At 65.1% G+C, this 13,492-nt stretch carries 13 protein-coding genes; 6 read left to right on the top strand and 7 right to left on the bottom strand.

Annotated features, from left to right (window positions below):
• Positions 1-5: 5 nt before the first annotated feature.
• The 3 genes from ACREB4_RS00530 to ACREB4_RS00520 all read right to left on the bottom strand — a co-directional run bounded on the left by ACREB4_RS00530 (position 6) and on the right by ACREB4_RS00520 (position 5,080).
• Positions 6-2,405: a 3-hydroxyacyl-CoA dehydrogenase/enoyl-CoA hydratase family protein gene (locus ACREB4_RS00530; protein ID WP_431586222.1), complete on the bottom strand. Its 2,400-nt coding sequence runs from the start codon at positions 2,403-2,405 to the stop codon at positions 6-8.
• A gap of 91 nt (positions 2,406-2,496) precedes the next feature.
• Positions 2,497-4,287, bottom strand: a complete 1,791-nt coding sequence (locus ACREB4_RS00525; protein ID WP_431586221.1) for an acyl-CoA dehydrogenase C-terminal domain-containing protein — start codon at positions 4,285-4,287, stop codon at positions 2,497-2,499.
• A gap of 94 nt (positions 4,288-4,381) precedes the next feature.
• A complete protein-coding gene (locus ACREB4_RS00520) occupies positions 4,382-5,080 on the bottom strand; it encodes a TetR/AcrR family transcriptional regulator (protein ID WP_431586405.1) in 699 nt (232 codons plus the stop codon).
• 275 nt (positions 5,081-5,355) lie between these two features.
• Here ACREB4_RS00520 and ACREB4_RS00515 point away from each other — a divergent pair, with 275 nt between their 5' ends.
• A complete protein-coding gene (locus tag ACREB4_RS00515; RefSeq protein ID WP_431586220.1) occupies positions 5,356-5,913 on the top strand; it encodes an HNH endonuclease in 558 nt (185 codons plus the stop codon).
• A gap of 12 nt (positions 5,914-5,925) precedes the next feature.
• On the opposite strand, the gene nhaR is transcribed toward ACREB4_RS00515, so the two are convergent.
• The gene (nhaR, locus tag ACREB4_RS00510) at positions 5,926-6,825 is read right to left on the bottom strand and encodes a transcriptional activator NhaR (protein WP_431586219.1); all 900 of its coding nucleotides are present in this window, start codon (positions 6,823-6,825) and stop codon (positions 5,926-5,928) included.
• Between the two features lie 92 nt (positions 6,826-6,917).
• Here nhaR and ACREB4_RS00505 point away from each other — a divergent pair, with 92 nt between their 5' ends.
• Complete coding sequence (locus ACREB4_RS00505; protein WP_431586404.1) at positions 6,918-7,676, top strand: TerC family protein; 759 nt, start codon at positions 6,918-6,920, stop codon at positions 7,674-7,676.
• Positions 7,677-7,714: 38 nt separating this feature from the next.
• Positions 7,715-8,404 (top strand): Bax inhibitor-1/YccA family protein, encoded by a 690-nt coding sequence (locus ACREB4_RS00500; protein ID WP_431586218.1) that lies wholly within the window; start codon positions 7,715-7,717, stop codon positions 8,402-8,404.
• A gap of 56 nt (positions 8,405-8,460) precedes the next feature.
• Here ACREB4_RS00500 and ACREB4_RS00495 read toward each other — a convergent pair whose 3' ends face one another.
• From ACREB4_RS00495 to ACREB4_RS00485, 3 genes are read right to left on the bottom strand one after another with little or no spacing between them, the layout of a single operon-like run.
• Positions 8,461-8,646, bottom strand: coding sequence for an SDR family oxidoreductase (locus ACREB4_RS00495; protein WP_431586217.1), 186 nt, complete (start codon positions 8,644-8,646; stop codon positions 8,461-8,463).
• Positions 8,601-9,215: a TetR/AcrR family transcriptional regulator gene (locus tag ACREB4_RS00490; RefSeq protein ID WP_431586216.1), complete on the bottom strand. Its 615-nt coding sequence runs from the start codon at positions 9,213-9,215 to the stop codon at positions 8,601-8,603. Before ACREB4_RS00490 ends, ACREB4_RS00495 begins: the two co-directional genes overlap by 46 nt.
• A 23-nt stretch (positions 9,216-9,238) precedes the next feature.
• On the bottom strand, positions 9,239-10,831 hold the full coding sequence (locus ACREB4_RS00485) for an alkaline phosphatase D family protein (RefSeq protein WP_431586215.1): 1,593 nt from the start codon (positions 10,829-10,831) through the stop codon (positions 9,239-9,241).
• A gap of 67 nt (positions 10,832-10,898) precedes the next feature.
• Here ACREB4_RS00485 and ACREB4_RS00480 point away from each other — a divergent pair, with 67 nt between their 5' ends.
• From ACREB4_RS00480 to ACREB4_RS00470, 3 genes are all read left to right on the top strand, one after another.
• A complete protein-coding gene (locus ACREB4_RS00480) occupies positions 10,899-11,642 on the top strand; it encodes a PhaM family polyhydroxyalkanoate granule multifunctional regulatory protein (RefSeq protein WP_431586214.1) in 744 nt (247 codons plus the stop codon).
• A 13-nt stretch (positions 11,643-11,655) separates the two neighbouring features.
• A complete protein-coding gene (locus tag ACREB4_RS00475; protein ID WP_431586213.1) occupies positions 11,656-12,918 on the top strand; it encodes an FIST signal transduction protein in 1,263 nt (420 codons plus the stop codon).
• A gap of 142 nt (positions 12,919-13,060) precedes the next feature.
• The gene (locus tag ACREB4_RS00470; protein WP_431586212.1) at positions 13,061-13,477 is read left to right on the top strand and encodes a hypothetical protein; all 417 of its coding nucleotides are present in this window, start codon (positions 13,061-13,063) and stop codon (positions 13,475-13,477) included.
• Positions 13,478-13,492: the final 15 nt, after the last annotated feature.

Genomic DNA, 13,492 nt, shown 5'->3' with positions numbered 1-13,492 from the left:
ATCGATCAGTTGCGGACGGGCTTGCCGGTGGACAGCATGCCCATGATGCGCTCTTGCGTCTTGGGGTTGTCCAGCAGCGAGCAGAAGTGCTTGCGCTCCAGGGCGTGCAGGTATTCCTCGGTCACCAGGGTGCCGTAATCGACGTCACCGCCGGTCAGGACATCAGCGATGGCCGAGCTGATCAGGTAGTCGTGGGCGCTGATGAAGCCACCGTCACGCATGTTGATCAGCGAGGATTGCAGCGTGGCCTTGACGTTGCGGCCGGCGACCGGGAAGGTGCGCTTGGCCGGGGCACGGTAGCCCGACTCGTACATGGCCTTGACCTGGGCGATCGCCACGTAGAGCAGTTCGTCCTTGTTGGGGACGATCACGTCGCCGTCGATCAGGTAGCCGTACTTCTTGGCTTCGATCGCCGACGTCGCCACCTTGGCCATCGCGGCCGCCTGGAAGGCTTCCTTGATGAAACCGATCAGGTCGCCACCAATCTGGCCGGACACGCCCTTGGACGGCTCCAGCAGTTCGGCCGCGCGGCGGGCCAGGTAAGCCAGGCCACCGCCGCCGGGAATCAGGCCCACGCCGACTTCAACCAGGCCCACATAGCTTTCCATGGCGGCAACGCGCTTGGACGCGTGCACGGCCAGCTCGCAACCACCACCCAGGGCCAGGCCGTGAACGGCGGCCACGGAAGGCACGTTGCTGTAGCGCAGGCTCAGCATGAAGTCCTGCAGTTGCTTCTCGAAGGGGGCAATGGCCTTGCCGCCACCCGACATGAAGGCGGGCATCATCGATTGCAGGTCGGCGCCAGCCGAGAACGGGCCGTCTTGCGACCAGATCACCAGGCCCTTGTAGCCTTCTTCGGCCAGTTGCAGGCCCTTGGCCAGACCACCGGTGACTTCGGCCGAGATGGTGTGCATCTTCGACTTGATCGAGGCGATGACCACTTCGTCGTCCAGCGTCCACAGACGGATCGCGGCGTCTTCGAACAGCGTCTTGCCAGCCGTGTCGGCCGACTTGGTGCCCGAACCCAGCACGTCTTCGCGGAAGAACTGGCGGTCGTACACGGGCAGCTTGCGCTGTGGCACGTAGGTCTTCTTGGCGGGGCTCCACGAACCTTCGGGCGTGTGCACGCCGTCACGGCCGTCGAACACCCAGGCGGGCAGCGGCGTCTTGGTGATGGCCTTGCCAGCGTCGATGTCGGCCTTGACCCACTCGGCCACTTGCTTCCAGCCGGCTTCTTGCCAGATCTCGAAGGGACCTTGCTTCATGCCATAGCCCCAGCGCAGGGCCAGATCCACGTCGCGGCAGGTGTCGGCGATGCTTTCACCGGTCACGGCGGCGTAGTGGAAGCCGTTGCGCAGCATCGCCCAGATGAACTGGGCTTGCGGGTTGCTCGACTCGCGCAGGGCCTTCAGGCGCTCGGCGGCGGGCTTGCGCAGGATGTCGGTGACTTCCTTGTCGGCCTTGTTGCCCGCGGGAACGTACTCGCCGGTCTTCTCGTCGAACTGGCTGATGACCTTGCCTTCCTTCTTGAAGAAGCCGGCCTTGGTCTTCTGACCGAAGTTGCCCTTGTCCAGCAGCGCCTGCACGTCAGAAGGCGTGGCGAAAGCGGCGGCGAAAGGATCGGTGGCGCAGCCGTTCTGCAACGTCTTGATCACGTGGGCCATCGTGTCAATGCCGACCACGTCGCAGGTGCGGTAGGTGCCCGAAGAGGCACGGCCCATGCGCTTGCCGGTCAGGTCGTCGACGATGTCGTAGCCCAGGCCGAAGTTCTTCACTTCGATCATGGTGAACAACAGGCCGGCCACGCCCACGCGGTTGGCGATGAAGTTGGGGCTGTCTTCGCAGCGCACGACGCCCTTGCCCACGGCGGTGGTCACGAAGGCTTCGAGCTGGTCGACGATGACGGCATCGGTGTACTTGGTGGGGATCAGCTCCACCAGGTACATGTAGCGCGGAGGGTTGAAGAAGTGGATGCCCAGGAAGCGCGAGCGCAACTGCTCGGGCAGCACGTCGGCCATGGCCGTGATCGACAGGCCGGAGGTGTTGGTGGCCAGGATCGCGTGGTCATTGACGAAGGGCGCGATCTTTTTGTACAGATCTTCCTTCCAGTCCAGGCGCTCGGCGATGGCTTCGATGATCAGGTCGCAACCGCGCAGCTCTTCGAGGTGCTCTTCGTAGTTGGCTTGCTGGATCAGGACGGCGTCGTCGGTCACGCCCAGGGGCGAGGGCTTCAGCTTCTTCAGGCCTTCGACGGCCTTGGTCACGACCCCGTTCTTGGGGCCTTCCTTGGCGGGCAGGTCGAACAGCACGACCGGCACCTTGCAGTTGACCAGATGGGCGGCGATCTGCGCACCCATCACGCCGGCGCCGAGCACGGCGACCTTGCGGACATTGAATCGACTCATTGTTCTCTCCTAGCGGAACACTCTGTGGATGTGGAGATGGTGAATGAGGAAGCGGTTTCAAAAAGCACCGCTTCCCCGCAAAGCCCGTTGATTAGAACAGGGCTTCGTCCATTTCCGTCAGGGGCTTCAGACCAGCCTTGGCGGTGATCATCAAGGTCTCGACTTCAGGCAGCAGCTTGGCAAAGTAGAAGCGGGCCGTGGCCAGCTTGGCGATGTAGAACTTGTCGCCCGAGCTTTGCTTTTCCAATGCGATCTTGGCCATGCGGGCGAAGAAGTACGAGTACACCAGGTGGCCAACCACGCGCAGGTAATCCACCGCGGCGGCGCCGACTTCATCGGGGTTCTGCATGCCCTTCATGCCGATTTCCATGGTGAAGGCTTGCACCTTCGTGCCCAGGTCGGCCAGGGGCTTGGTGAACTCCTGCATGGCTTCGTTGTCGGCGTTTTCCTTGACGAAACGGCCCACGATCTTGCCGAACTTGGTCAGCTTGGCGCCACCGTCGCCCAGCACCTTGCGGCCCAGCAGGTCCAGCGACTGCACGGTGTTCGTGCCTTCGTAGATCATGTTGATACGGGCGTCGCGCACGAACTGCTCCATGCCCCACTCGTGGATGAAGCCGTGGCCGCCATACACCTGTTGGCAATGCACCGTCGCTTCGAAAGCGTTGTCGGTGATGAAGGCTTTGACGATCGGGGTCAGCAGGGCCACGATGTCGTCCGATTCCTTGCGGACGGCTTCATCGGGGTGGTTGTGAGACTTGTCCAGCTCGATGGCGGTGTAGTACACCAGGGCGCGGGCGCCTTCGGCGTAGGCGCGCGAGGTCAGCAGCATCTTGCGCACATCGGGGTGCACGATGATGGGATCGGCGGCCAGGTCAGGACGCTTCGGGCCCGACAGAGCACGCATCTGGATGCGGTCCTTGGCGTAGGCCACGGCGTTTTCATAGGCGACTTGCGTCAGGCCCAAGGACTGGTTGCCCACGCCCAGGCGCGCGCCGTTCATCATCACGAACATGGCGGGCAGACCGCGGTGGGGCTTGCCCACCAGGGTGCCGACGGCGTTTTCCAGAACGATCTGGGCCGTGGCGTTGCCATGGATGCCCATCTTGTGTTCCAGGCCGGCGCAGAAGATGCCGTTGCGCGAACCGATCGAGCCATCGGCGTTCACGTTGAACTTGGGCACCACGAACAGCGAGATGCCCTTCGAGCCTTCGGGGGCGTCGGGCAGGCGGGCCAGCACCAGGTGGACGATGTTGTCGGCCATGTCGTGTTCACCGGCCGAGATGAAGATCTTGGAACCCGTGATCTTGTAGGTGCCATCGGCTTGGGGCTCGGCCTTGGTGCGCAGCAGGCCCAGGTCGGTGCCGCAATGGGGTTCGGTCAGGCACATGGTGCCGGTCCACTCGCCGCTGGTCAGCTTGGGCAGGTAGGTCTTCTTTTGCTCGTCGGTGCCGTGGGCTTCCAGGGCAGCGTGCGCGCCGTGGCTCAGGCCGGGGTACATGGTCCAGGCCTGGTTGGCCGAGTTCATCATTTCGTACACGGCCTGGTTCACCAGCTGAGGCATGCCCTGGCCGCCCCATTCAGGATCGGCGCTCAGGCCAGACCAACCGTTTTCGGTGTAGGTCTTGTAGGCTTCCTTGAAGCCAGCAGGGGTCTTCACTTCGTGCGTGGCCTTGTCCAGCACGCAACCTTCGACGTCGCCCACCAGGTTCAGGGGGGCCAGCACCTTGGAGGCGAACTTGCCGCCTTCTTCCAGCACGGCGTTGACCGTGTCGACGTCCAGGTCGGCGTAGGCCGGGATGGTCTTCAATTCATCAACCGCGCCCAGCAGCTCATGAATCACGAACTGCATGTCGCGCAGTGGGGGGTTGTATGTAGGCATCGTGGAGCTCCTCGGTCACAAAATCAAGGTTAATGAGAAAAGCCTGATCACACTTGTTTTCACAGGGTGGTGATGACAGGGGGATGGGGACGGGTCAAACGGCTGCCAGGGGGGCCGAAGCCAACCCGGCTTTGGCAGCGTCAGACGCCACCGTTCCAGACGGATTCGAAGGCGCGCCCAGTGCATAGAACTGGACGACACGCTCGAACGCCGCACGGGCCCGATCCTCCGCACCCTTCGAGCGCAAAAAACGCGCATCGTGGTGGAGCGACAGGATCAGACCATGGATCTCGAACAACATTTGCATCGGGTCGGTGTCGTCGCGCAGGTGGCCCATCTGCATGGCGATGCGGATGGCCTTGTCGAGCGCGCCGTGCCAGGTCAGCACCATGCCGGCCAGCGCATCGCGCACGGGGCCGGGACGGTCGTCGAATTCAACCGCACCACTGATGTAGATGCAACCCGAGTCGATTTCGGTGGCGACCATGGCCACCCAGCCTTCGAACATGGCGCGCAGGCGCGGCAAGCCACGGGCCTCGCGCAGGGCGGGCAGGAAGACCTCGGCGGAAAAACGCTCGTGGTATTCGCGGATGACGGAAATCTGGAGTTCTTCACGCGAGCCGAAGTGGGCGAACACGCCCGACTTGCTCATGCCGGTGACTTCGGCCAGGGCGCCGATCGACAGCCCCTCGATGCCCATTTGTGAGGCGAGGTTCAACGCGGCCTCGAGAATGGTGGCGCGGGTCTGCTGTCCCTTGGCCACGCCTTGCGCTCCACGCCCACGCTCGCGCACCGCGTCGGCGGTCTGCTTGGCGTCGAGGGGCAGGGAGTCGGACAAGGAAGCTCCTGGGGAATAAAACGAACGATCGTGCTATTTTGCAGAAAACCAAGCGGTATGTGTGCGTTCCATTCAACTTTTTTTGGGGATTTTTAGACAATCGCGTTGTTCAGATCGGGTCGACCCTTGGTTTTCAGGCTGTTTGGACGCGCCTCTGTCGCCAAAGTGTCGAGATCTTTGCGCTATCCTGTAGGCAGCATTCCCCTTTGGAGACTTTGTGGAGAGGCTGTATGGACGTGCTGCAACTTGACGTGTCAGGCCGTCCGCAGGCTTGGCTGTCGGCCAAGGAAGCGGCGGTTTTGTATGCCAGTGACGGTGTCGCGTGGACACTGGGCGAGCCTTGCATGGTCTTGCGCGGCGGCATCCAGCGGCGCACGGGCTTGCAATCGCAGCTGGCCTTGCACTCCATCATCGCCGTGCGCGGCAGCGTTCCGAGCCGGGCCTGGCGCCAGGAACCGGCCCTGTCCAACCCCAAGCTCTTCGCCCGCGACCGCCAGGTTTGCGCCTACTGCGGCCACCGCTTCCAACTCGACGACCTGACGCGTGAGCACATCGTCCCCACCTCGCGTGGCGGCATCGACTCCTGGAAGAACTGCATCACGGCCTGCCGCAACTGCAATGGCCGCAAGGGCAACCGCACGCTCAACGAGCTGGGTTGGCAGTTGTATTACCTGCCCTACGTGCCCAGCCTGCACGAAGACATGATCCTGCGCGGGCGCCGCATCCTGGCCGACCAGATGGAATTCCTGCTGGCCAGCGTGCCGGCACACAGCCGATTGCGGGTCTGATCGGAGCGCCGCTCATGCCCCGAACAATGCCTCGCGGGCCGACTGCGTGATCGCCACCACGCAAGGGTGCGTGATGCGCCGCTCCACCGAGATCGCGTAGAACTCCTCCACCAGCTCTTGGGTGCGCCCCAGCACCTGCACGCCATGCTGGGCGCAGGTCTCGGCTTCCAGCACGGTGGGCGCCATGAACACGCCGCGCCCTTCGCCGCCGAAAGCTTTCATCAGCGCCGCGTCGTCGAACTCGCCGATGGCGCGCGGACGCAATTGATGCTCGGCCAGCCAGACGTCCAGCCTTTGCCGCATGGCCGATGAGGCACCTTGCAAGAGCATGGGGGCGCCATCCAGGCACTGCGGAAAGGCGCTTTTTGGCAGCGAGGCCTTCAAGGCTGGCGTGGCGAAGAAACTCATGGCCGTGGTGCCCAGCGCGTGGCTGAAGGCCTTGACGCTGACCTGCCGGTCCATGGGCTCATCGGCAATCACCAGGTCCAGGCGGTGCACCGCGATCTGGCCCAGCAGGTTGTGGAAATCGCCTTCATGGCAGATCAGGCGGACCGGCTCGGGCAGGCCCAGAGCAGGCTCCAACAGGCGGTAGGCGATGGACTTGGGCACCGAGTCGGCGATGCCCACGCGGAAATCCAGCACCGCCTGTCCGGTGCGGGCTTTGCCCACCGCCGCCTCCAGCTCGGTGCCCAGGGCGAAGATCTGGTCGGCATACGACAACGCCACCCGCCCCTCGTTGGTCAACTCCAGCCGCCGCCCGACCTTGTGGAAGAGCGCGCACCCCAGCTGGGCTTCCAGCAGCTTGATCTGGCCTGACAAAGTCTGTGGCGTCGTGTGCAATTGCTCACCCGCCTTCATCACGCCGCCTGACTTGGCGGTGGCCCAGAAGTAGTACAGGTGCTTGAAATTCATACTGCGCCTTTTTCGAAGTGATGCTTCAGAAAATTCGACTTTACGCGAAGTATCGATTCCCCTAGATTCAAGGCTCGCTCAACTTTGACCAAATCGTGGAATTCCTGCTCGACCCCAACATCTGGATCGCTTTTGCGATGCTCACCGCCCTCGAAATCGTCCTGGGCGTGGACAACATCATCTTCATTTCGATCCTGGTGGGCCGCCTGCCGCCCGCCCAGCGTGACCAGGCCCGGCGCCTGGGCCTGGGTTTCGCCATGGTCTCGCGCCTGGCACTGCTGTTCTCGCTGAGCTGGGTGATGGGCCTGACGGCCGAGCTGTTCAATGTCGCCGGCCAAAGCATCAGCGGGCGCGACCTGGTATTGCTGCTGGGTGGCCTGTTCCTGCTCTACAAGGCCTCGCACGAGATCTTCGTCGAGGTGGAAGCCCGCGAACAGGATGGCCCCCCTTCGACCGACCCCGTGGCCCTGGCCGCCGCCGGCAAGAAGATGATGTGGGCCATCATCGGACAAATCGCCGTGATCGACATCGTGTTCTCGCTGGACTCGGTCATCACAGCGGTCGGCATGGTCGACGAGATCGGTGTGATGGTGGCGGCCGTGATCTGCGCTGTCGGCGTGATGATGATCGCGGCCAAGCCCATCGGCGATTTCGTTGACCGCCACCCCTCGGTCAAGGTCCTGGCCCTGGCCTTCCTCGTGATGGTCGGCATGGCGCTGACCGCCGAAGCTTTCGATGCCCACGTGCCCAAGGGTTACCTGTACGCCGCGATGGCGTTCTCCCTGGCGGTCGAGGCCCTCAACATCCGCGCACGCGGCAAGCGGCAGAAGAAGCTGTCCGCCGCCGCCTGACCTGTCCCACTGTTTTTGTTTTTGACTGGAGGTTCACCATGAATCAAACGCTTCAAACCATCGACCAGGCCTATGGCACCTCGGTCGCCCAGCGCAACCGCGTGCTGCGCAACACCTATGCCTTGCTGGCACTGTCGATGATCCCGACGGTGCTGGGCGCCTGGCTGGGCGTGGCCAGCGGCATCGCCAGCATGATGACGCCTGGCGTGGGCGCGATCGTCTTCCTGGCCGGCGCCTTCGGCTTCATGTTCGCGATCGAAAAAACGAAGAACTCGTCGGCCGGCGTGCCCGTGCTGCTGGCCTTCACCTTCTTCATGGGCCTGATGCTGGCACGCCTGATCGGCACCGTGCTGGGCTTGTCCAACGGTGCGAGCCTGGTGATGACGGCCTTCGCCGGCACCGGCGCGATTTTCCTGGGCATGGCTTCGCTGTCCACGGTCATCAAGCGCGACCTGACGTCCATGGGCAAGTTCCTGTTCATCGGCATGATCATGTTGCTGGTGGCCGGCATCGCCAACATCTTCATCCAGTCCAGCGCCTTGATGATCACGCTGTCGGTGATCTCTATCGGCATCTTCTCCGCCTTCATCCTGCACGACCTCAAGCGCGTGCAAGATGGCCACGAGACCAACTACATCACGGCCACGCTGGGCGTCTACTTGAGCATCTACAACGTGTTCCAGTCGCTGTTGGCCCTGTTGGGCATCTTCGGCGGCAACGACGACTGATCGGCGGATGTGCCACGTTGACCAAGCCGGGGACTTCCCCGGCTTTTTTTCGCCAGTCAAAGGTTGGCCACGCCCAGCTTGTCCAAGGCGGAGGTAGAGGTCGGCCCCGGACTCAGGCCATTGACGCGGATGCCCCGCCCTTTCCATTCGCCCGACAGCGTGCGTGCCAGCGACAAGAGGCCGGCTTCCGCCGAGATCAGCCGCGCTGAGCTAGGCCCGAAAAACAACTGTCGATCAACCACGCGATGATCTGCTCATGCGGGTGCCCACCGGCCTTGAGCACGGCCAGCACCGGATCGCAAGCGCGGGCGAACAAGGTGTAGAGGATCAACTCGGGCGGCAGCTTCTGGCTGAGCTGGCCATCGGCCTGGCCTTGCACGATCCACTCGCCCAACTTGTCGCTGACGGCCATGAGCAGCGTCATGTAGTCCATGTCGGCGATCAGTTCGGCGCGCAGGCTGGAGTTCTGCGAAGGCAGCGAAGGCATCTCGCCGGCCAGCTGCACCTCCATGGTCCAGCGGGCCACGGCCTTCAGGCGCTCGACCGGGTCGGTGGGGCCTTGCTGCGCCAACTCGCCCAGGTAGTCCGACGCCCGACTCAACAAGCGCTTCATGGCCGCGGCCGCCAGAGCTTCTTTCGAGGCGAAATGCTTGTACAGGCTGGCCTTGGCGATGCCCACGTCGGCGGCCACTTCGTCCATGGTCATCAGGTCGAAGCCCTTGTCGGCGAGCAGGCGGTTGACGGAGGCCACGATGGCTTCCTCGCGCGCCTTGAGCACCTGCTGCTTGAACGAGACTTTGGGGATGGCCATGCCGGTGATTGTAGGCAGGCGGCTCAGACCTTGCGCGGACCTGGCACGCCGCGGTCGATGACGTAGCGGGCCTGCACTTGCAGGCGCGAATCGGCTTTCACCGGGTGCGGTGTGGCGCGGAACTCGCAGTGCACCCGCTGCGGCGTCACGTCCAGCAGCACGAAACCACGTTCGTCACTGCGCAGGTGCAGCAGGTCGGGGTTGACCGCTTTCATCCACTGCGTGATGAATTCGCTCAGGCCAGGGCTGCTGATCGACGAGGTGACGATCTCGCTGGCGACGATGGGGGATTCGAGGTCGGACGGCTGCAGGCGCAGGTTGGCCGCCACGTGGCGGTGCACATCGCCGCCCAGGCAGACCACATCGGGGACGCGGGGCTGGGCGATGGCGGCCATCAGGCGTTCGCGCGCGGCGGGAAAGGCGTCCCAGCCATCGCCGTAGAGGAGCTTGCCGAAACGGCCGGTCAGGCCCGAGGGGCTGATCTGGGTGCTTTGCACGATGAACTTCCAGGCCCGCGTGCTGGACGCCAGGCCATCGGCCAGCCAGAGCTCCTGCGCCTGGCCCAGCATGCTGCGCTCGGGCTTGAGCGCGTCCGGGCAGCGCCACAGCATGCGGCCGTTGCGTGGGCCGCGCCAAGTGCTGCACACGTGCTCGCTGCGGAACTGGCGCGTGTCCACCGTCCACAGCTCGGCCAGTTGGCCCCACTCGTAGCGATCGTGCATGCGCATGCTGGCCGCCACCGGCGCGCGCGTGGGCGGAATCGGCATGTGCTCGAAGTAGGCCTGGTAGGCGGCGGTGCGGACCTTGATGAACTGCGCCTCGTTCAGTTCATCGTCGGGCTCGGTCAGGCCGGCGTAGTCGTTGAGCACATCGTGGTCGTCCCACACCATCAACCACGGATGGGCGGCATGGCAGGCACGCAGATCGGCTTCCAAACGGTAGGCCGCGTGGTGCTGTCGGTAGTGGCCCAGGGTGTATTTTTTCTTGTCGCGCGGAAACCGGTGCGTGTGTTGCCGCACGCGCAGGTAGCCCGGCAACTGGTTTTCATAGAAATAGTCGCCCACGAACAGCACCAGGTCCACGTCGCTGGCCGCGATGTCGCGGTGCACACTGAAGAATCCCGCCTCGAAATGCTGGCAGGAAGCCAAGGCGATGCGCAAGCGCGGACTGGCCTCGGAAGGGTCCGGCGCGGTGCGCGTGCGGCCGATCGTGCTGACCTGTCCGGCCGCCAGGAAACGATAGAAGTATTCACGCCCGGGCGCCAAACCCGACACCTCGACGTGGACGCTGTGCGCGCGCACCGCCTCGGCCTGCTGCGAACCTTTTCGGACGATGTGGTCAAAACGGGAGTCGCTGGCCACCTCCCATTGCACGGCCACGGACTGGGTCGGCATGCCGCCGTCGGCGCGTTCGGGCTTGGGTGCCAAGCGTGTCCACAACACCACCGAATCGGGCCGGGGCTCGCCACTGGCCACGCCCAAGGTGAAGACCTCGGCGGTTTCGTGCCAGTTGTCCAGGGTGGGCGCCTGGGCCCCCGCCAGCGGCAGGAACATCTGCTGCCACGCCAGTGCAGCGGCGGTTCGACTGAGGTGGCGTAAGAGGTCTCGGCGTTGCATGAAGCTGGTGATTATGCGGTGGCTTGGGCGCACAATGGACTGCTGTTTTTTTGCAGGAGCCTCGCCCATGCCCACGCGTCCCACCAGTCCTGATCCCAGCAATACCTCGGGCGCCGATGCCTCGTCGGCCTTTAGCGGCCTGGGCGCGGGTTTGTCGTTCTTCCAGGATTGGATGAAGGCTGCGGGCAGCGCCCTGCCCAACCTGCAGGCAGCTCAAGGCATGGGTGGCAAAAGCGCCACACCCTGGAGCCTGCCCACCCTCGACCCGGAAGAGCTGGACAAGCGCATCCAGGACCTGAAGACCGTGCAGTTCTGGCTGGAACAGAACTCGCGCCTGATCGGCATGACCATCCAGGGCCTGGAAGTGCAGCGCATGACCTTGACCACCTTGCGCGGCATGAACGTGTCGATGGACGCCGTGCGCGAGTCCCTCAAGGCCCGCGCCGCGCCGGCCGAGGCCCCCAGCCAGCCTGCCGCCGAGCCCCCCGCCCCGCCGCCCTCGGCAGCAGCGGAAGAAGCCCCGGCCGACGCGGCCGTCAACCCGCTTCGCTGGTGGGACACCCTGACCCAGCAATTCAGCAACCTGGCCAACCAGGCCGTGCAGGTGGCGCAGGCCAGCGCGCAAGGCATGGAAGCCGCCGCGAGCGCCCCGGCCAGTGCCGAACAGCCCCCCGCCCCCCCAAAAGCCGAGGCGCGCAAGGCATCAGGCGCCACCAAGGTCCCCGTCAAGACGGGCCGCGGCCCGGCCACCCGCAAAACCTCTGCCGCCAGCCTTCGCCGCCGATCACCGGACGGTGGCTCGGCCGATTGACACCCTCGTCACCATGACGCCCACCTCCACCCTGACCATGGCGCCGCGTTTTCTGCACGCGCACGCCACCCATCCGCAGGCGGACCTCGCCTTGTCGCTGGTGTGGGCGCAACTCGAATCCCAAGGCGCGGCCACCATGGGCGCCACCCTGGGCTGGTGTTACCTGACCGATGCCCTCGCGCCCCAGGCCGAAGCCGTCCTGCAAGGACTGCGCGAACGGCTGCCTGGCGTGGCCTGGGTGGGCGGCGTGGGCGTGGGCGTGCTGGCCAGTGGCGTCGAATACATCGACGAGCCGGCCCTGGCCGTGATGGTGTCCACCCTGCCCAGCGATGATTTCCGCGTCTATTCGGGCCAGCAGCCCTTGCCCGCCCTGCCGCGGGTTGGCTTGAGCCCCTTGTCCGTGTCGCCAGGCCATGCTTTTGTGCCGCACGTGGCGCAGGTGCACGCCGACGCCCACACGCCCGAGCTGCAGGAGTTGATCACCGAGCTGGCGGGCCGCACGCGCACCGGCTACCTGTTTGGTGGCCTGAGCACCGGGCGCAGCCGCAGCGTCCACCTGGCGCTTGACCCGCTGGCCGAGCATGGCGACCAGGCCCGGGGCGTGTGGTCGGGCGGCGTGTCGGGCGTGGCGTTCTCGGACCGGGTGCACCTGGTGTCGCGCGTGACCCAGGGCTGCCAGCCCATCGGCATGGCGCGCCAGATCACCGCGGCAGAACGCAACGTGGTCTACGAACTGGACGGCGAACCAGCCTTGAGCTGCCTGCTCCGCGACCTGAACCTGACCGCCGCGGTCACCGCCCAGGGGCTGCCGCGCGAAGCCTTGCCCAAGGTGCGCGCCACGCTGGCGGGCCTGACCGACGCGGCCAGCGATCTGCTGGAGCACCGCAACAGCTTTGGCGCCGACACCCGCGTGCGCCACCTGGTGGGCCTGGACCCGCAACGCCAGGGCGTGGCCGTGAGCGACTTGGTTGAAGTCGGCATGCAACTGGCCTTCTGCCAACGCAACGTGACCGCCGCCCGGCGCGACCTGGTGCGCGCCTGCGCCGAAATCCGCGAAGAGTTCGACCCGCAGGACGGGCTCAGCCGCACGCCGGCCGGGGCCATCTACATCAGTTGCGCGGGGCGCGGCGGCCCTCACTTCGGCGGACCCGATGCCGAGATGCAAATCATCCGGCACGCCCTGGGCGACATCCCCCTGGTGGGGATGTTCGCTGGCGGCGAGATCGCGCGCCATCACTTGTACGGCTACACCGGCGTCCTCACCGTCTGGGCTTGAGCAAAGCGTGTCCCACCGGGAACACCCCCAAGAGGACGCCCCCATCGGGGTTCCCCACCGAAGGGGATAGGCACCGCGGGCACCGCCGAGCACACTGCCGACCATCGGCCACGCAGGGCCATTCAATCAGCAGGATGTCGCCATGATTGCTCGCGTTCACACCAAAACCCAGCCCATTCCCTTCAACGCCAAGTCCTTGCCGGACGAGCAGGCCAAGGTGGACCAACGAGCCGCCGTGCCGCTGGCCACCGTGTCGTGGGCACGCCCCGCCTTGGGCACCCACAAGATCACCACGGTCGCTCCCCTCGTTCACCGGCCCGGGGTGAGCACCACCCTGGCGGACCCGGCGCGCGCCACGCCCGTGCCGGCACCACCATCGGTTCCCACGCCACGCCGCACCACCGAGTTGCGCGCCAAATACCTGGGCGGTGGCAACCTGAGCGTGCGCTCCTCGGTGACTGGCCGCCACTACCGCTTCGAGGGCCACGGCGCCACCTTGAACGTCGACAGCCGCGACCAGCTCATGTTGCGCCGCATCCCCGAACTGCTGATCAGCTGAGCCCGAAGGCCACGT

This window comes from Aquabacterium sp. (assembly GCF_050725395.1).
Classification (GTDB): domain Bacteria; phylum Pseudomonadota; class Gammaproteobacteria; order Burkholderiales; family Burkholderiaceae_C; genus Aquabacterium.
The sequence above is the reverse complement of the archived record's forward strand: the minus strand, read 5'-3'. Positions and strand labels throughout refer to the sequence as shown.

Excerpts from the sequence above, each read along its gene's own strand:
- ACREB4_RS00515 (WP_431586220.1), top strand. The coding sequence starts at position 5,356 with ATGGACGTGCTGCAACTTGACGTGTCAGGCCGTCCGCAGGCTTGGCTG.
- ACREB4_RS00490 (WP_431586216.1), bottom strand. The coding sequence starts at position 9,215 with ATGGCCATCCCCAAAGTCTCGTTCAAGCAGCAGGTGCTCAAGGCGCGC.
- ACREB4_RS00500 (WP_431586218.1), top strand. The coding sequence starts at position 7,715 with ATGAATCAAACGCTTCAAACCATCGACCAGGCCTATGGCACCTCGGTC.
- ACREB4_RS00480 (WP_431586214.1), top strand. The coding sequence starts at position 10,899 with ATGCCCACGCGTCCCACCAGTCCTGATCCCAGCAATACCTCGGGCGCC.
- nhaR (WP_431586219.1), bottom strand. The coding sequence starts at position 6,825 with ATGAATTTCAAGCACCTGTACTACTTCTGGGCCACCGCCAAGTCAGGC.
- ACREB4_RS00470 (WP_431586212.1), top strand. The coding sequence starts at position 13,061 with ATGATTGCTCGCGTTCACACCAAAACCCAGCCCATTCCCTTCAACGCC.
- ACREB4_RS00525 (WP_431586221.1), bottom strand. The coding sequence starts at position 4,287 with ATGCCTACATACAACCCCCCACTGCGCGACATGCAGTTCGTGATTCAT.
- ACREB4_RS00485 (WP_431586215.1), bottom strand. The coding sequence starts at position 10,831 with ATGCAACGCCGAGACCTCTTACGCCACCTCAGTCGAACCGCCGCTGCA.
- ACREB4_RS00530 (WP_431586222.1), bottom strand. The coding sequence starts at position 2,405 with ATGAGTCGATTCAATGTCCGCAAGGTCGCCGTGCTCGGCGCCGGCGTG.
- ACREB4_RS00475 (WP_431586213.1), top strand. The coding sequence starts at position 11,656 with ATGACGCCCACCTCCACCCTGACCATGGCGCCGCGTTTTCTGCACGCG.